The sequence below is a fragment of the Alkaliphilus crotonatoxidans genome (assembly GCF_054658015.1).
This window is the reverse complement of the sequence record NZ_BAAHXS010000006.1, coordinates 88115-106556: the sequence shown is the minus strand read 5'-3', so window position 1 is coordinate 106556 and position 18442 is coordinate 88115. Positions and strand designations below refer to the sequence as shown.

17 protein-coding genes are annotated in these 18442 nt (G+C 39.6%); 2 read left to right on the top strand and 15 right to left on the bottom strand.

Annotation, left to right across the window (positions count from 1 at the left end; translation table 11 throughout):
- Nucleotide 1 precedes the first annotated feature (1 nt).
- A complete protein-coding gene (locus ACYQ1I_RS12560) occupies nt 2-562 on the bottom strand; it encodes a DUF6648 family protein (protein ID WP_459765830.1) in 561 nt (186 codons plus the stop codon).
- Nucleotides 563-714: 152 nt separating this feature from the next.
- The gene (gene pssA / locus ACYQ1I_RS12555; protein ID WP_459765828.1) at nt 715-1230 is read right to left on the bottom strand and encodes a CDP-diacylglycerol--serine O-phosphatidyltransferase; all 516 of its coding nucleotides are present in this window, start codon (nt 1228-1230) and stop codon (nt 715-717) included.
- 353 nt (nt 1231-1583) lie between these two features.
- Here pssA and fba point away from each other — a divergent pair, with 353 nt between their 5' ends.
- Entirely contained in the window at nt 1584-2513 is a 930-nt protein-coding gene (gene fba, locus ACYQ1I_RS12550) for a class II fructose-1,6-bisphosphate aldolase (protein WP_459765826.1), read from the top strand.
- A 141-nt stretch (nt 2514-2654) separates the two neighbouring features.
- Nucleotides 2655-3788, top strand: coding sequence for a hypothetical protein (locus tag ACYQ1I_RS12545; RefSeq protein WP_459765825.1), 1134 nt, complete (start codon nt 2655-2657; stop codon nt 3786-3788).
- Nucleotides 3789-3804: 16 nt separating this feature from the next.
- On the opposite strand, the gene ACYQ1I_RS12540 is transcribed toward ACYQ1I_RS12545, so the two are convergent.
- The 13 genes from ACYQ1I_RS12540 to ACYQ1I_RS12480 form a co-directional block, all read right to left on the bottom strand.
- On the bottom strand, nt 3805-5904 hold the full coding sequence (locus ACYQ1I_RS12540) for a M28 family metallopeptidase (protein ID WP_459765823.1): 2100 nt from the start codon (nt 5902-5904) through the stop codon (nt 3805-3807).
- 122 nt (nt 5905-6026) lie between these two features.
- Nucleotides 6027-7181, bottom strand: coding sequence for a class I SAM-dependent methyltransferase (locus ACYQ1I_RS12535; protein ID WP_459765821.1), 1155 nt, complete (start codon nt 7179-7181; stop codon nt 6027-6029).
- 25 nt (nt 7182-7206) lie between these two features.
- Nucleotides 7207-7902 carry a metallophosphoesterase gene (locus ACYQ1I_RS12530; RefSeq protein WP_459765820.1) on the bottom strand — a complete coding sequence of 232 codons (696 nt, stop codon included), beginning with the start codon at nt 7900-7902 and terminating at the stop codon, nt 7207-7209.
- A gap of 31 nt (nt 7903-7933) precedes the next feature.
- Complete coding sequence (gene yjbM / locus ACYQ1I_RS12525; RefSeq protein WP_459765818.1) at nt 7934-8737, bottom strand: GTP diphosphokinase; 804 nt, start codon at nt 8735-8737, stop codon at nt 7934-7936.
- Nucleotides 8738-9002: 265 nt separating this feature from the next.
- On the bottom strand, nt 9003-10007 hold the full coding sequence (gap, locus tag ACYQ1I_RS12520; RefSeq protein WP_459765816.1) for a type I glyceraldehyde-3-phosphate dehydrogenase: 1005 nt from the start codon (nt 10005-10007) through the stop codon (nt 9003-9005).
- 440 nt (nt 10008-10447) lie between these two features.
- Nucleotides 10448-10873 (bottom strand): hypothetical protein, encoded by a 426-nt coding sequence (locus tag ACYQ1I_RS12515; RefSeq protein ID WP_459765814.1) that lies wholly within the window; start codon nt 10871-10873, stop codon nt 10448-10450.
- 101 nt (nt 10874-10974) lie between these two features.
- Nucleotides 10975-11928 carry a tRNA modification radical SAM protein MnmL/YtqA gene (gene mnmL, locus ACYQ1I_RS12510; protein ID WP_459765812.1) on the bottom strand — a complete coding sequence of 318 codons (954 nt, stop codon included), beginning with the start codon at nt 11926-11928 and terminating at the stop codon, nt 10975-10977.
- 238 nt (nt 11929-12166) lie between these two features.
- The gene (locus ACYQ1I_RS12505) at nt 12167-12556 is read right to left on the bottom strand and encodes an adenine nucleotide alpha hydrolase family protein (RefSeq protein WP_459765810.1); all 390 of its coding nucleotides are present in this window, start codon (nt 12554-12556) and stop codon (nt 12167-12169) included.
- 125 nt (nt 12557-12681) lie between these two features.
- Nucleotides 12682-14295 carry an S-layer homology domain-containing protein gene (locus ACYQ1I_RS12500; RefSeq protein WP_459765808.1) on the bottom strand — a complete coding sequence of 538 codons (1614 nt, stop codon included), beginning with the start codon at nt 14293-14295 and terminating at the stop codon, nt 12682-12684.
- 131 nt (nt 14296-14426) lie between these two features.
- On the bottom strand, nt 14427-15221 hold the full coding sequence (locus tag ACYQ1I_RS12495; RefSeq protein WP_459765806.1) for a LysM peptidoglycan-binding domain-containing protein: 795 nt from the start codon (nt 15219-15221) through the stop codon (nt 14427-14429).
- 107 nt (nt 15222-15328) lie between these two features.
- On the bottom strand, nt 15329-15517 hold the full coding sequence (locus tag ACYQ1I_RS12490) for a DUF378 domain-containing protein (protein ID WP_459765804.1): 189 nt from the start codon (nt 15515-15517) through the stop codon (nt 15329-15331).
- A gap of 94 nt (nt 15518-15611) precedes the next feature.
- The gene (locus tag ACYQ1I_RS12485; protein WP_459765802.1) at nt 15612-16553 is read right to left on the bottom strand and encodes a phosphoglycerate dehydrogenase; all 942 of its coding nucleotides are present in this window, start codon (nt 16551-16553) and stop codon (nt 15612-15614) included.
- A 162-nt stretch (nt 16554-16715) separates the two neighbouring features.
- On the bottom strand, nt 16716-18320 hold the full coding sequence (locus ACYQ1I_RS12480; protein ID WP_459765800.1) for a peptide chain release factor 3: 1605 nt from the start codon (nt 18318-18320) through the stop codon (nt 16716-16718).
- Nucleotides 18321-18442: the final 122 nt, after the last annotated feature.

Here is an 18442-nt window from a genome sequence, read left to right as displayed (position 1 = left end):
TTTAATATTTTTCATTTACATAGTTTTCTATCAAAGAGCGCTTGATTCCCTCTTTAAAAATACCCTCCTGCTGCAATCGATTCAAGAGCCATTGACTGGTTGAATGGAGTATGACCTCTTTGTGATCATGGAAAATGATTTCATATAGTTTGTGCTTCAAATGCTTTGAGCTGACCTGAATGTAGTAGGCCTCTACTCCCCAATATTCCAATACCTCAATGGCCCTCAGGGTGGCTCTATCCTTTTTATAATAGTAGTCATCCACCAGACCTAAAAACTCCTTATACTTTTCCATGTGCTTTCCATAGGCCTTTATTTCGTTAGCCTTCAAATAATAATATTTTGCCATGGTATTATAATACTGGTAGTTAAATATGGCCTTTTCAAAGCTGTCAACCCGCTTAAAGGGCTTTATATTCAGTCTTTGGATGTCTAAAAAACCCTCCTCTATATACTCCTTCTTGGAAATATCCCCCTTTTTAAATTGCTGTATCAAACCTTCCTTTGCCTTAAAGAAAAGCTGAAAGATATTTTCCCTCGGTTCATATTTCAATGTCAACACCCTTTACAACGATACTTGTTTAGTTTTAGAAAGCTTGTTGGAATAATCCTACTTTAAAAAGCCTAATACTATAGGTTATACCTGCTTAAAAATTGTATTCTTACTTTTAATGCTATTTAAAAATAAATCAAGGCTCCCGCAGGAGCCCATGGCTATCTTTTTTTCAGTCGGATTTTTTTACTGATCATGGAATAAGATAAGAAAATCATAATCATGACTATCAAATATATATTCACCGTATAGTTTATGGAGTAAAGGGTCATAAGTGCAACGACTCCCCCACTGATGGTGATGGGTATTCCCATATAGACACCATCAAATTCAACGATATTGAATTTTGCTAACCGATAGGCACCACATAGGGCAAACAAAATAATAATTAATGTGCCTACAAAACCAAAATCTGCCAGCTTATAGCTCCATATTAATATGGCAGGTGCAACCCCAAAGCTAATTAAATCACAGAGGGAATCCAGCTCTTTTCCCAATTCACTCTCTACATCCAGCTTTCTGGCAAGCTTGCCATCAAAACGATCCATAAAGGCAGCCAGGAGAATTAATAGTGCGGAAGCCCTGTAGGCTTCTCCTAAAATACTTATAATTGCTAATATTCCCAGGGATAAATTTAAAAACGTAAACATATTGGGTATATGTGCCTTAACTTTCATCCTCTATCACCCCAATTCTAATTCTTTAAGTATAGCGTTTTATACTTAAAAATAAATTTCTTCATACCTACCCACTTTATCAACTTCTTTATTTTATTTTACTTTATTTTGGATAAAAATAATAGTGACAAACTATAAAAAATTGATATTATTTTTACAAAAATAACGCAACATTAAAAATAATGGTATCATTTTACCATAAGTCGCTGTAGAATAAATTTATCAAGGTCGACTAATTGACTGCATTTCCTATAATATGATAAAATTTAGTAATACAGACCCTTTTATATTTGTTCAGACCTAGATATAGATACATAGCAGAGGATTAAAAAACAAACTAGGAGGAATACCCTATGCCATTAGTAACCAGTACTGAATTATTTAAAAAGGCCTATGCAGGAAAATATGCCATTGGTGCCTTCAATGTCAACAATATGGAAATTATCCAGGGAATTGTTGATGCCGCCAAGGAAGAGGCTTCACCATTAATTTTGCAGGTTTCAGCCGGAGCAAGAAAATATGCCCATCCTACCTATTTAAAAAAGCTGGTGGAAGCTGCTGAAATTGACTCTGGACTCCCTATCGTACTTCACCTGGATCATGGTGACAGCTTTGAAATTTGTAAGCAATGTATCGATGATGGCTTCACTTCGGTCATGATCGATGCTTCCCATCACCCCTTTGAGGAAAATATTGCTCTGACAAAAAAGGTAGTGGATTATGCCCACAGCAAGGGCGTAGTGGTGGAAGCAGAGCTTGGACGCTTGGCCGGTGTAGAGGACGATGTCAAGGTAAGTGAAAAGGATGCGAGCTATACCAATCCTGAACAGGCTCAGGAATTTGTAGAAAGAACCGGTGTAGACTCCCTGGCCATTGCCATTGGTACCAGCCATGGTGCCTACAAGTTTAAAGGTGAACCAAAACTGGATTTTGAGAGATTAGAAGAAATTACTCGATTGCTTCCAAACTTCCCCTTGGTACTTCATGGTGCTTCCACCGTATTGCCTGAATTTGTTGAAATGTGCAATCAATACGGCGGCGATATTCCAGGGGCCCAGGGTGTACCGGAAGAAATGCTTCGTAAGGCTTCTCAATATGGGGTGTGCAAGATCAACATTGATACTGACCTAAGGCTCGCCTTAACTGCCGCCATAAGAAAATCCTTAGTAGAAGACCCAGGGAACTTTGACCCAAGAAAATATTTAGGCGTTGGTCGAACTGCCATAAAGGAAATGGTTAAGCACAAGATCAAAAATGTGTTAGGAAGCAGCAATACCCTTTAATTCAATATTTGATGGATATCCTCAAACCACACTCAATAGGGTGTGGTTTTCTATTGGGTTTTTCTTTAACTTAAGATGGAATGGTTTAAGGAAATTAGGCAATGCTAATAAGGAATATTTCTTTTAAGGAGGGGAAAATAAATGAAAGCATTGCAAAAAACCTTGCTGACCCTGGCCCTGACGGTGTTTTTTTTAGATCTGCTAAATCAATTGGGCAGCCTGGGGCTGCCTAACAGTTCCCCCAATCGATTACCTACTTTTAATTGGTCTTTCCACTGGAGCTATCTACTGGCTTTTTTGATTGGTTTACTGTTGTCGGCTATCATATGGAGCCTCGAAGTTCATCGTACTGCCATTGGTATATCCTTTATTTGGACTTCCGTTATTTATGGCTGCCATACTCTATTCTCAAGCCCCGAAGCCCGATTAGTTCTTAATTGGTTTCATGGAATAGCCGTATTTATCAACGTAACCCTGCTTTTTCTGGTACTGGCTGAATCCACCAAACGAACCGACTTTCGATCTGAGCTTTGCCAGATCGGCTCATTTCTGATTATACCAGGTGTATGTATTTTAATGGCCGCCCCCTGGTTATCAAGTCTATTAAATAATCAATGGAATCTTTACGGACTAATATTTTTGTATGCCTTTACAGGGGCTTTGCTGTTATTTTTAGCAGGCTATTGGAATCACCCAACCCTAAAGATTAAATTACCAAGCAGCAAGATTAATTTCAATACCGTGGGACTGTCTTTACTGGCCGTGATAACAGCCACCTTTACCCTGGGCTTTTTATATCAGCATCTTATTCTGGACGCAAAGGAAAGTCTTTGGGCTAATTTTTATGCCTTTTTGTTTTTATCCATTTTAGGCCTATCCTTGAACACAAGGCTAGGTAGAATAGCCGAGATAATAGGAAATTCAAAGGGAATTTTAATGGGATTTTTACTATTGGCCTTTTCCCTAAGTCTTTTCACCTTAAGCGGAAGCCCCTACTTCAAATTAATCCCCACCGGCCTTGTGGGAGCTGCCTACGGCCTTCTAATTCCCTGTCTGTATGATTCTCTTTGGGACTTTTTCTCCAGCAGCTATCGGGTTATTTTTATAGGCGTATTCCATCTATTAACCCCATTGGGAGGTTTACTGGGCCTTGTTTCAGCCAAAACCATTGAGGTCTCCCTTTTTTCACCCTATCTCTTTAGCTGTTTAATCGTCATTAGTGTCTGTATACCTTACATTAGAAAAATTCATCAAGAGGCCGTTCTTTATCAATAATTGGGGCCAATATCATCTATAGCCATAGGTTTCCTCCCGTAACCCGCAGATCAAAGATATCCTTAGCCAGAATATAGGGGCTATAGGTAAAGGTAATAAAGACTAAAAATAAAGTAATACAAAGGAGCGCCAGCTTCAGGCTATTTTCATTCTTCCTTTCATAACGGTATACCCCCGTCAATAGCAGGCTAATTATGCCAAATACCACTGTAATCAAATAATGGCTTCCTTTAATGGAAATTAATTGAGGCCAAAGAATGGTAAAATCATAGGTAAAGAGATTGCCCAGAAGCACAAGATATAAAATAATGGTTCCTGTCAAAGCAATGATGATAAATGTCCGTTGCTTCAGAATTTCACTAAATTTAACCTGCAATATTAATAGCAACACGAATAAGGCTATTATCAGAAAAAACAATGAAATAGTCAGCATCTGCAATGATGAGAAGATATTATTGAGAAATGCCAGTATGAAATCCTTTAATGTTGGCTTAATCGCCTCCTGAGATACCACTGAAAGGCTTAAGCTGTATCTTGATTGCCAGGCCAATATAGCTATCATTATGGTAAAAACTGAATAGCCAAAGAGTACAGGTGTATCTTGAAGCCAGTTTTTAAGGAAATTCTTTGATGGCTTAGACTTCTTGATCAGCCAATATTTATAGAGTCCCAGGGTAATACCGAAAATTAAAATACCAGCAATATCCACTATCATATATTTAATCTCGGTGAAGGGTTGAATAAAGCCAATTTCCTGTAAATGATAAAATAGTAGATTACCGATAGATCTAATCTGAACAGGGTTAATTTTATTGCTGGTATCTGCAAGGGTTCCAATGGGCCAATGCTCACCATAGGTTATATTGGCTGCCAAAACCCCCTGGTTTCTAAAGGCCATATATTGGCCGGTTTGAAGGCTGGTATTGCTTTCATAGGGAATTCCCATTACTTCCAGGCTTCTCTCCAATTCCCATAACATAACCCCCGCATTGGTACGTTTAATCACTGGATTTAAAAAGGTACCAATCAACAAAGCCTCCTCTGTTTGAGGAACAATTTGATCGAGAAAAATCACCCTGGTCTTTTCCGGTGGAAAAAGCCCTTGGCTGAAATAATATTCTACCCCCACATTCCCCGTATGCTTTCCGTTAAAGGCAGCGAAAACCGTCGTAGCATCCAGCCTTAGTTCTCCTTCCTTCATGGCCCGGGCCAGCTCCAGCATTAGGGCTGTGGCGGCGGCATTATCTGAAGCCCCAGGATAATGCTCCCCCCTGCTGTTTAACCCTAAACCATCAATGGAGGTAGCAATGATAATATATTCTTCGTATAAAGGATTTTTCCCAGGTATGATTCCATAGATATTTTCCGCCCTGGCATCATAAAATTCTACGGGAACCTCAATGGTTACTCCATAACCTGCCTCTTGAAAGGCCTTTAACTGGCCGAAGACAGCATCATTTACCCCCAGCTTAATGATGCCTTTATCCAGGATCTTTTTATTTTTACTTCCTAAATCAATTCTGTACCTTTGTACATCATCCTCCCGATAGATGATGGCTCCTGCCTTTTCTGCCTCCAGTCGGCTTCCGATTTGCTCCTCGCTATATTGTATTTGATTAATGGCGGGGTCAGCAAAATCAATTAATACCGCCTGTTGACTAAACATATCTGATGTTGTCAAAACCTCCCGGCCATTTTTAACCTGAAGCAGCCCTCCCTCAAAGTGACCGCCATAGCTGTTATGATCCAGCCTGACAATAAAATCCTTTCCTTCTTCGTATACTGCAATCAAGCTTCCCTGCTGATCAATTACCTGTAAAATAGGCTCCCCCTTCCATTGAAAGGTGGCAGCAGGATAATCCCTTTTATAGGTGCCGTCGGTCAACGGGGTTAGTCCAATGGCTTGAAAGTAGTCTTCAATGTAGTCCACAGTCTTTTGATTTCCCAATGTTCCCACCATTCTTCCCTGGAATTCTGGCGAAGTCAATATGTCGATATGGGCCATGATTTGCTCCTCTGAAAGGGAAAGTACAGTATTTTTCTGTTGACGGCAGCCCGATAGCATCATAACCAATAAAATCAGAAAAAAGTAAAGCAGACAATTCCTCTTACCCATGCCATTATCCTCCGTTTAAGTCAATTTCTATTTAAATTATATTCACCAAGATAAAGGATTTTCCTGCTATCAATACAATATAAAACCACTGCTCAAAAAACAGTGGCTTTCTATAAAATAAATTAATATATATATTTTTCCAGGGAAGGCGATACCCCCAGGGTTGATTTCAATCGTTGATATTCTTCCATCGCCCTTGAGTCACCGTAACCCGTTTTAATGGCCCTTAAAAGTAAGTTTTTTGGAGTTTCCAGGGGCGAAATATACTCCACAATGGAAACTCGATAGCCCTTGGCCTCAAGCAGCAGTGCCCTTAGTCCATCTGTCAAAATATCTGCCATTCTGGCCTTAAGTATTCCATGCTTTAATATAGGCTGAAGGGGTTCATAATGATATTGGTTTAATATTTCCTTCTGGCAGCAGGGCACCGATACAATTGCCTTGGAATTACATCGTATTCCCAGGGCCAGGGCCATATCTGTGGCAGTATCACAGGCATGAAGACTGATTACCAAATGGATATCCCGATCTGGAATATAATTTTTAATATCCTCTTGGTAAAAGGTCATATTACGATACTTTAAAGCCTGGGCCATTTTTTTTGAGGATTCAATAACTCCGGCAGAGTAGTCTAGCCCGATAAAATGACATTTTTTCTTCATCACTTCCGTCAGGTAATAATTTAATACAAAGCTCAAATAGGACTTGCCGCAGCCACAGTCCAATACCGTAAGCTCTTCTTCCTCATCCATTTCCTCTAAAAGGTCTTTGATTAAAGCAACAAAATGATCAATTTGATTATATTTTCGAATCATATCGTTTTTGATTTTACCATTTTGACTTAAAATTCCAATTTCCCTTAAAAGATCACTGGCAGGCCCCACTTTAATTAAGTAGTCTCGATCGGTAATTTGGGCCGTTGAAAAATGCTCTGGTGATTCCTTTGTCTGCTGATCCTCATATTTAATTTTTACGTTCTTATTGTCTCCCTTAATTAGAATCGTTGTGCCTCTCTCCCGATAATGAATTTCCATTTCATCGTACTGGGAGGCAATTGACAATATTTCATCCATTAAAGATATGGGCGACAGCACCTTGGTCACTCCATTAAAGTTAAAGGAGATACCCTGAGGTACCGGTGTTCCCTTCCCCTTAAATTTTTTTAAACCAGAAGTACAATTGAGTTCCAATTCCAGGAAAATATCATAGCCTTCCTTTAGTCTTTCTTGAAGGCCCGATAAAAAGAGCTTCAGTTTCATCAAATTCTGTTTATTCATTCTTTGCTTCCAGTCCTTTCCTTTGCTATTCCCTTAATAAGCAGTGCAAATTAAAGTTTAAGTAGTCACAGGAAATTAAATTAAATTGAATCCCTTGATAGTTTCCCTTCAGCCCAGCATCGTAGGCATCTTCACCATGAAGGTGGCCGTAGACCACCTGTTCTACCTCAAATTCCTGACAAAGGTCTGTAAATAAAGAGGGTTCCAGTTGATCGTTGGTGGGAGGATAATGGAGCATCACAATTTTGTTCCGATAGCCCGCCCGATGGGCCTGTCCCAGGGATGCCCTTAAACGCTGCACTTCTCTTAAATATATCTTTTCATCCTGCTCTGTAAACCGTGATTCATTGGGGCAAATCCATCCACGGGTACCGCATATAGCATAATCTTGATAGGGATGGAAGCTATTTTGAAGAAAAATCATGGACTCAAAAAGTTGATTCAATTTTGATATACTGCCCCACCAATAATCATGATTCCCCTTAATCAGTATTTTTTTACCAGGCAGCTCCTGAATCCATTCTAAGTCCACCATAGCATCCTTTAGCTTCATGGCCCAGGAAATATCTCCGGGAATTAAAACTGTATCATCAGCCTTTACTCGACTCATCCAGTCTTCTTTAATTTTCTCATAATGCTTAAACCAGTGGTCTCCAAAAATATCCATTGGCTTTGGCTGATCAAAGCTCAAATGCAAGTCTGCAATACCATATAATGCCATCGTTATTCTCCATTTCTATTGATTACATCGTCTATTCAAATACTTCATATCGCTCACTATAGGCCCCAATTTCCTGCGAGAGCTTTTTCAATGCCCGAACATCACCCTTATCCCATACTGAATTAAAGCGCTCTTGAAACTCCGCAGCCTCCTTTGATTTTCCCATTAAATAAAGAAGCTGAATATTTCTTAAAATACTAGAGACGGTATTAGACTTAACCTCAAACATTTTTTGAGCCTGTCTAATTTCGTGGCGTATTTCAGACATCTCTTGATCCAACTGAAAGGCGGCGTCGGCAGCCTTCTTCAGCCTGTCATTAATATGCTCCGGTATATTATGCTTATACTTATATTTTAGTGAATGTTCTATGGTTCCCCAAAAATTCATAGCCAGGGTACGAATTTGTATTTCTGCTAAAATTTTTTTGGAACCAAGGGCTGTTTGAATAGGGTATCGAATAATGACATGATAGCTTCGATAACCGCTCTCCTTAAAATTGTTGATATAATCCTTTTCGGAATGAATTTCTAAATCCTTTCCGTCCCGTTCCCTTATGTAATCTACCACGGTATAAATATCCTCAACAAATTGACACATGATACGGATTCCTGCAATGTCTTCAATCTTTTCTTCGATTTCATCCATATCTATATCCAATTTTTTGGCCTTTTCCAATATACTTGAAACCTTTTTTACTCTACCGGTTACAAACTCAATGGGTGAGTACTCACCCAAGGTTAAAAGCTCGTTTCTGATGCTTTTAAATTTAACCTTTAATTCCTCTACGGAATGTTCATACGGTATTAAAAACTTTTTCCATTCCACATACTGCATCTAATCACCCCACTACCCGATTCAATCAATATTTTTATGCTTTTGGGCTTTTATCCAATACCCCTACTATTATATCATTAATTCTATCTTCTGGGAAAAGCATCTGGTGTTAAATTTAACGTTAAAATTGAATTTTCATGATCAATTTTTTATTATACTGTTAATATTATTAAAATGCTTTATTTTGTTTAAATTATACTTTCTGTTCATTTCGCCAAAATAAAAGGAAAAACTGCTATGGAATCCCCGATAGCAGTCACAGATCCTATTGATTGCCTACATAGGCGGCCAATTCCAACAATCTATTGGAATATCCCCACTCATTATCATACCAGGCCACCACCTTCACCATTTTATCCTTTACCAGCATGGTTGATAATCCGTCTACAATAGCGGAACGAGGGTCTTTTTTATAGTCTACCGATACCAGGGGCAGCTCAGTGTAGCCCAATATCCCCTTCATATGACCTTGAGCCGCAGATTTTAAGGCATGATTCACCTCTGCCACCGTTACCGCCCGCTTTAACTGAGCCACTACATCCACAATGGAAACAACAGGAACGGGAACCCTCATGGCTATACCATTAATTTTCCCCTTCAGGGATGGTATAACCAGTTCTACAGCCTTGGCTGCCCCGGTGGTGGTGGGAATAATTGATTCTGCTGCCGCCCTGGCCCTTCTTAAATCTGAGTGGGGTAAATCTAAGATACGCTGATCGTTGGTATAGGCATGAACAGTTGTCATTAATGCCGACTCTACGTAAAATGAATCATGAAGTACCTTCACAATGGGCGCAAGGCAATTGGTGGTACAGGAAGCATTGGATAAAATATGTTCAGTTTCATTATGATAGCTTTCAACATTGACACCCATTACAATGGTTTTAATCCCTTCACCCTTACCAGGGGCAGATAAAATCACTTTCTTCGCCCCTCCTTGCAGATGCCTGGCGGCGGCTTCATAGCTTAAGAAGTGCCCTGAACATTCCAAAACAACCTCTACCCCCAACGAAGCCCAAGGAATGTCAGCAGGGTCACGATGGGATGTAAAGGGTATCTGTTTTTCTCCAATCCTTAATAGATGATCCTGGGCTGTCACCTCCTGATGAAAAACACCATAATTTGTATCATATTTAAATAAATGGGCATGCTTTTCGGGGCCACTGGTACTGTTGATGGCCACAATTTCTACCCCCATATTCTTTTCCAAGGAAGCCCTCAGGGCTGCCTTTCCAATTCTACCAAATCCATTAATTCCTATTTTTATCATTTTTTAGCCTCCTCATTCATTATCCCATAATATTATATAGCATATTTCTTATTTATTACATACTTTTTTCTATTTTTTTGGAATAAAAAACTAATAATATTTAAGTATACAACAATTAATCACACCTTAAAAAACAAAAAAGCCATCCTTTAAAAATAAGGACAACTTTTTAGAGTCTAGGGTGTGTCTGAATACTCCGAAGGGTGCAGATTTTACTGAATTTTTGTTCCAAGCAAGGCGCTTTTTTGAAGGCATACCAGGAGTACGTCAAGGAAAAGCAACGCTGCGTGGGACAAAAAAGCGGTAAAAGATGCCCTTGAGTGGGTTTTCAGACACGCCCTAATTTAATAACAGAAAACTTTTATAGAAAATAAAAAAAGATAGCCTCCAAATAGCTATCTTGAATTGATGCTTCTTTATAAAAGCCCTTTTTATATTTTTCATTCAGCCTTTACTTCATGAAGCTTATATTGATGCAAATAATCCGGTACTGTCTCTTCCATGGGAAGGGTAAAGGTAAAGTTGACATTATATTTCAGCTCAAGCCTTCCCAGCTTTTGAAAAAAGTCCTCCAGCTCCAGTGGAGATGAATTAGTGATTTCATTAAGACCGTCTACATAGATGCCCTCAATATCATAGTTTGACGCTATTATACCACTCAAAAAACCGTAAAACCCTGCATGATCGTTAATGTGATAGTCCTTCATGCCGGTAAAGCGAATACGATAATCGATTTGAAACATATGATTGTTGTTCCGATCAATGTATACAATATGACCCTTGGCCCGCTTAACAGCCTCGTTTGCCTCCTCTATCAGCTGTCTGGTCTTTCCTGAACCCATTTTACCAATAATGATTTTTATCATCAGCCCAACCTCCTCCAAAAATATCCTCATAGCAATTGTTAAAATATTCTATTTATTTTTACAATTCGATATTCCTTTTCGGTTTCCTGCTGGTAAATCATTTAATTAAATGCTTTTCCCCCCAAATAATCTGCCTTTTTTCCCTGAAATCGCCCCTGCTGCTGCATTTTTGAATGAATTTCATCTCGAATTCGCCACCAGCTTTGATTCCAGTTGACAAATAGGGCATTTTCTTCTGGGGCTCTGCCAATTAATCGTTGAACCGCAATGGAAGGGGCTAAATATTCCAAAAAGACCATAACCCTTTCCTGGTACTCCTCCACAGAAATCATGGTAAACTCCTTATTTTGATATTGATCACCCATAACGGTATCAGCCATGATATAAAGGGCATGAAGCTTCACCTGTTGTATTTTCAGGGCTGAAAGAACCTTGGCATTTTCTATTACATCCTCCATGGTATCCCATGGCAAATTCAAGATTAAATGGGCGCAAATTTCAAAGCCATAGTTCCTAATTTGAAGTACCGCATCGATGAATTCTGCCAGGCCGTGGCCACGGTTTATTTTTTTGAGGGTATGATAATTTACGGTTTGTAGACCCAGTTCAATACTAATGGTAATTTTATGCTCTTCGCTAATTTTTTTTAATACAGCCAGATGATCACCCGTAATGCAATCGGGTCTGGTTGAAATACATAGCTCTACAACATTTTCCAAAAGGGCTTCCCTCATATACATTTCAAAATCTTTTACAGGCAGGTAAGTGTTGCTGTAATTTTGGAAATAAGCAATAAATTTTCGAGCCTTATACCTTTTTCGAATGTACTCCATATTTTGTCTAAGCTGAGCTGATACGGAAAGGCAATTAGGTAGATTTTCAAAGCCTGCTCCAACTTCACCGCAAAAAGTACAGCCCCCTTTCCCTAGCTTTCCATCACGGTTTGGACAAGTGACCGGGAGGTTTACGGGGAGCTTATATACCTTTTCCTTATATTTTTCCTTTAGATAGGCGGAATAGGCCCGATAGGGCAGGCCTCCACGATTCATATTCATATTCATCATCTCCGAAACGTTATCTCTTTTTATCCATGGTTAAAGGTATTTTATTTAACCCAGTTATAGGAACCTTTTTTACACAATGATTCATCATATAATATGTCGCTTACATCATAATTATTCAAAGCCATGTGATTTCAAGCATTGGTACGCATCTTTAAAAAGCCAGGATCATTGGCATTTTTTCATTGCCCTTTGATCACTGGCTTTTTTGCCTTTTCATGTACAGGCTATCTTACTCTGTTGGGATCACCAAAATTTTAACATCATCTCCCAATTTTTTCTCCAAACGGACAATCATGTTGCTCTCCGGCGAAGCCTCTAGGGATTCGCCCATAATGATTCTGGCAACGTTGTTTTTATAACAAAAATCTGTAATGGTTTTTTCTACATTAGTAGACCTCAATACGGTCATTTCTGCTTCAACGGATTTGGAAATATCAAACAAATATTCAAGGGCTTCATCTTCATGGGTATTGCCCAGTATATTGTAGCCCTCAGGCGCCACATGGACAACCAACAGGTCGCCTCCCAATTTTCTTTTTATTTCCTGACCCTTTTTAATTAATCGTTCGCAGGTCTTTTGCTGTGTTACGCATACCATGGTATGCTTTTTTAAATCCATAGCCTTGGTCCCCCTTAGTGGTTATAGATCATTAATAGGTTAGCGATAATACGGCTAAATTACATTTCTATTATACTATATTTTTTGTCTCTATAGCTTAATTCCTTAAATAGATTTAATATTTATCATTTTATTGTAAACAATGGCAGCATCTCTGATTGTATTTCTCCAATTCGCCATAGGGAGACTCCCTTTATCCCATAATACTTTGCCAATAATACCTTGCTTTTTAAACTATGGTAGTCTTCATACCGAATTTTGTTATTTATTTGAGTCGTTTCATCATAAAATGCAAAGGTTGGTGTCATGGTCTGGTAATCAAAGGATTGCTGCCCCTTTCGTTCCTTCAAAGCCCTATAAATAGTACTCATAGAAGGGGTATGAAGGGTGGCTGATTGATTGCTGTCAATTCTGAATTGGGTTCCCCCGGCGATTTGAAGGGCTAAAATGACCTTTTCCTTTGGTATATCCTTTAAGGCATCTGTAAGGGCCTCCTTCACCTTCAAAAAAGGTGCGTGATCGGTTAATTGGCTGGTGCTTCTTCGATCATAATAATCATGGGCCATTATAATTACTTCATCGGCAATCTCACCAATGGCCTTATAGTCAAAGCCATCATAATAGCCTACCACATTCCTGGGCTGAACTGCGACAGTAAGCTGATAATTGTGGGGCTCAAGTGCTTTCTTTAGATTCCTCAACAGATCAGCATAGGCCCTGGCATATCCCTTTTCTGTATTTCTTATATTTTCAAGGTCCATTACAATACCCGTAAAGCCATACTGCTCCAGTGAATTAACAATGGCGGTAATAACTTCATTTTGGGCCTCCTGATCCTCTAATAATTGATAAATTAGATCAGTTCTGGCTTCTGTAAGCATCAAGGTTCTCTTTACACCAGACTGAAGGGCAAAGTCCAGGGGCTCCTGATAACCATTAGGCAATCGATGGCTGCTTTCCCTGCTATTCATGGTAAAGCCAACCTTGCCATCTTCATTTCTGATCAAGGCACTCCACCCGAAGGCCACCTCCTGGAACTCTTTCACAGTATCTAGCTGCTTATAGGAATCAATGGCATAGAAGCCTGTTTTTTTCAATGAATTAATTTGCTCCATGAGTCGAGTAATCATCAGAGCAGCCTCTGCCCTGGTGGCAGTCCTGCCAGGTCCAAAATATGTTCCCTGGGCTGCTTCATAACCATTGATAATACCTCTTTCAACGGCATAGGCCACGAAGGGTCTTGCCCAGGCGTCAATTTCATCTTGATCAATAAAGCCTGTCTCATTAGCGGTTGCATCAGGCTTCTGAAGGGCCCTGGCAATCAGAACAGCTATTTCCTGACGGGTGATGGGCTGCTGAGGTCTAAAATAGCCCTGATAATCGGCTGTCTGTAATAACCCCCTTTCGATGGCTTCTTCTATATAGGGGTGGGACCAGCGATCCCCTTCAACATCATGAAAGGAAATCCTGCTAAATTCTTTCTCCTGTATGGGGCCAAGGGCAGTGATCAATATTTTTACAAATTCCTCTCTCGTAATTTGGTTATCAGGTCGAAAGCTGCCATCGGAATAGCCGCTAAAAATCTGTAAATGCTGCAATAAATACAAATCTGCCTGATAATCCTTTATCCAATGCTTGTCAATATCAGACATCATTAAGATCCTTTGGCCGCCACTGACATAGCTGCTGTTGGCCATTATCAATAATAGAATCAACAGATTTCCAATTATTTTTTTCATCCTCATCCCTCATTTGCTATGTATTGTCATTCGTCCTTTATTATAACATAAAGTAGCCTTCTCTAGGGATTTATTGATATTACAGGTTTTTTACAAAAAATATCCTGCGGCTTTACCGCAGGATCATTTTTTTATTGCCGTTGCTGACTGATTCCAAGGGAGCCCTGCAGAAGTCTTGAGCCCGTAGGTTCTTTAGGGTTTAAGGTTTTTTCTGCAGTTACAAGGATTTGCGTATAACCCTCAAAATTTGAATTGAATTTTTCATATGCCACTTCAATGCCCGGTTCGCCACTGAATTTTAATTCAATTGGAAGATAACTTTGGCTGTCTTTAACAAGCCAGGCTCGATAAGTACAATAATCCGGGTTGATTTCAGCCGGGGCAGGCAAACCAAAAACCGCTATCCACAGGGTAAGTTCAGAGGAATCTAACAAGGCTACTCCTGTGATTTTATCCTGCCTTAATGGCTCCAAATCAATTTTAGAAATTCCTGTAGCCTGTTGCTTCAGAATCACTGGAATGCATACCCGCTGACCCACTTGAACCAAATTGGGATCTGCAATTTGAGGGTTAGCCTGTATCATCTGCTGAACTGTGATGCCATAATTCCTGGCAATAGAGAATAGTGTATCTCCCCTTTGTATTGTATAAATTGTTCCTTCGGTACAAAAGGGTACCGGTGGAGGCGGCGTAACAATGGCAGGAATACACAGTTCCTGACCTGGATAGAGAATATTGGGGTTACGCACCTGAGGATTGGCGATAAGTAAGCTTTGCAGACTAATAGTAAATTCATTGGCTATCCTAAACATTGTATCGCCGGGTCTGACAGTATAAATCGTGCCGCCAGGGCAATCTGGCACAGGGGGTAGCTGCTGCTGCGTCGTAACGCTATATGGGTAGGGATAAGAATAGTAATAGGTCACTTAAATCCTCCTTTCAGTGGTATGATTACATTATATGCATATTATAATTTTTGGGGATTTTCTTTTTTCCACAACAAAAGGACAGTAGCACTGTCCCTTTTCCCAATCTATTTTTTAAGAAAGACCTTTAGTAATGTCAATAGTCCCGATAGGCCGATTAAAATATACACCAGTCTGCCAACAGGGCTTCTTCTGCCTCTGAATAATCCTTCAACCATATCTAAATTAAATAAGCCCACTAGTCCCCAATTAAGTGCCCCGATAATCGTCAGTATTAATGCAATCCAGGTTAGCACATGAATCCCCTCCCCTTGAAATTTGGATCAAAATCTTATTCAGTCCATATATATGAGGATAAACATGCCATTATACCTGTTAAGGCCTTAGAGACTAATAGCCTTTATTTAAATTGACTACATTAAGAAGGGGTTCATTGTCTTTAAACCGCCTCATATTTTCAAGGATTGTCTGATATTTCCTTTCGTTTCTCATCTCGGAAACCCAGGAATTATGGGGTGAAATCAAAACCCTCTCCATTTGCCACAGGGGGTGATCCTGGCTTAATGGCTCTTCTTCAAAAACATCCAGGGCAACACCTAGAAATTTCCCACCCTCAAGGGATTTTACCAGGGCCTGTTGGTCAATGATGCTTCCGCGACTGACATTAATTAAGACTGCTTCTTCCTTCATTTGCCCTAAAGCGCTGAAATTAATCAGGTGATGGGTTTTAGCCGTATAGGGAATAGTAATTACGACAACATCACTAATTTTTAGAACATGATTTAGTTCATCAATGCCATAGCAGTGATGGAAAAACTCAGTACTGTGACCGTCAGTATTGACTCCTATTATTTCTACTTCAAAGCCCTGTAATCGTTTAGCAGCTTCTTTGGCAATGCTGCCGGTTCCAATGAAGGCAACCTTTTTTCCATAGAGCTCTAAAACATCTTTTTCCAATCTCCAAAGAGCTTGCTGCTGCTGCCTGTAGAAAACATTACTTTTCTTATAGATTTCAAGGATTTTTGATATAATCCATTCACCCATGGGAATACTGTACCCTCCCCGATTATTGGTGACAATAATTCCCTGCTTTTCAACCGCTTCCCTGGGAATTTGGTCAACCCCTATGCTGGACAGTTGAATCCACTTTAAGCCTTTCATTTTCGTAATGTCAAGGGTATCAAAGGGATTATAGCATACCAGTACATCGACATCAGGCAGCTTACTGTATTCAGCCGCCTCTTTTTCTCTGACAACGTCTAGCTCATAACCTAATCGGGCAATCGCCTCCATTTGTTCCTGACCATAGTCATATGTAAATAACGCCTTCATCACATCACGCTCCATATATTACTTTTTCTATTAATCTATTTTATTATATAACCACAGGTATAGTAATTAAACCTATTTAATAGTTAATGAAGGAATTTTATCTATTGACACAAAAATAACCCATTGACGCTTTTTCATAGCCAATGGGTCGAAATTTATCTATTATTTTCTTAATGAGATTTCCTTCAATACCGCATTTTTATTTCTTTCCTTAACCCTTTCAATGGACCATTCATTTTGGAACAGCAGCACCGGGTGTTCGTCCTCATCATGAACAATCATTGTATCCATGGTGACACCGAAGGTATCGGGTTCAAAGCCCTCCATTTCTACCCATCGTATGTATCGATAAGGCAGTCTATCCATAACGATGTCGACACCATATTCATTCTTTAAGCGATATTCCAGCACTTCAAATTGTAAAACACCCACTACACCAATGATCAATTCCTCTACTCCAATATTGGGTCTTTTAAAGACCTGAATGGTTCCTTCCTCGGATAATTGATTAATTCCCTTTAAAAATTGCTTTCGTTTTAAGGAATTTTTAGCAAATACCTTTGCAAAATGCTCAGGGGCAAAAACTGGAATCCCTTCATATTGAATTTTTGATTGATCCTCACAGAGTGTATCACCAATTTTAAAGATTCCAGGATCATGAATTCCAATAATATCACCGGGATAAGCCGTCTCTACCACGACTCTGTCCTGGGCCAAAAATTGCTGGGGCTGGGCCAGGCGTACCTTTTTATTTTCTTGAACATGATTGACAGTCATTCCTTTTTCAAACTTGCCTGAGCATATTCTTAAAAAGGCAATCCGGTCACGATGGGTTGGGTTCATATTGGCCTGTATTTTAAATATAAAGCCTGTAAAGTTTTCGGTTTCAGGATTGATCACCCCTAAATTGCTTTCACGACCAAGGGGTGGGGAGGTAAGGCTTAGAAAGGACTCTAAAAAAGGCTGTACACCAAAGTTAGTCATGGCACTACCAAAGAAAACCGGCGTTAATTCTCCCTTCTCTATTTGACCTAAATCAAATTCATCCCCTGCCATATCCAACAATTCTATTTCCTCTTGAAGCTGCCGATGAAGGGCTTCGCCCAACAGCTCCCTTAATTTTTCATCGGCTAAATCCCCCGAGACGATCTCAGCAATAGATTGCCCATGGTTTCCGTCATTGAATAGCTCTATTTGTTTTTTTCTGCGGCTATATACCCCTTTAAAATTACCATCGGTGCCAATGGGCCAATTCATAGGATAGGACCTAATTCCCAATACCTTTTCGATTTCCTCCATCAGCTCAAAGGGGTCCTTTCCGGCTCTGTCCAGCTTATTGATAAAGGTAAAGATAGGTATTCCTCTCATCTTACAGACATGGAACAGCTTCTTCGTTTGATCCTCTACCCCTTTGGCACAGTCAATTACCATTACCGCACTATCGGCCGCCATAAGGGTACGGTAGGTATCTTCACTAAAATCCTGGTGACCGGGTGTATCAAGAATATTAATACAAAATCCATTGTAGTCAAATTGAAGTACACTGGATGTAACTGAAATCCCCCGCTGCTTCTCTATTTCCATCCAGTCGGAAACCGCATGTTTTTGCGCTCTTCTGGACTTAACCGACCCTGCTAAACGAATAGCGCCCCCATATAATAATAGCTTTTCTGTCAAGGTGGTTTTTCCCGCATCGGGATGGGAAATAATAGCAAAGGTTCTTCTTCTGCGAACCTCTTCAATAAAGCTCAGCTTTTCTTCTGACATTTTTCCTCTTCCTTTATTATGTAATTTGAATATCTCAATTTATTTGCCTTTTTGATTTTATCTTTTTATTGTTTTTCTGTCAATTCCAAAGCTGGAATTAAACCTAATCTACTGTATTATCT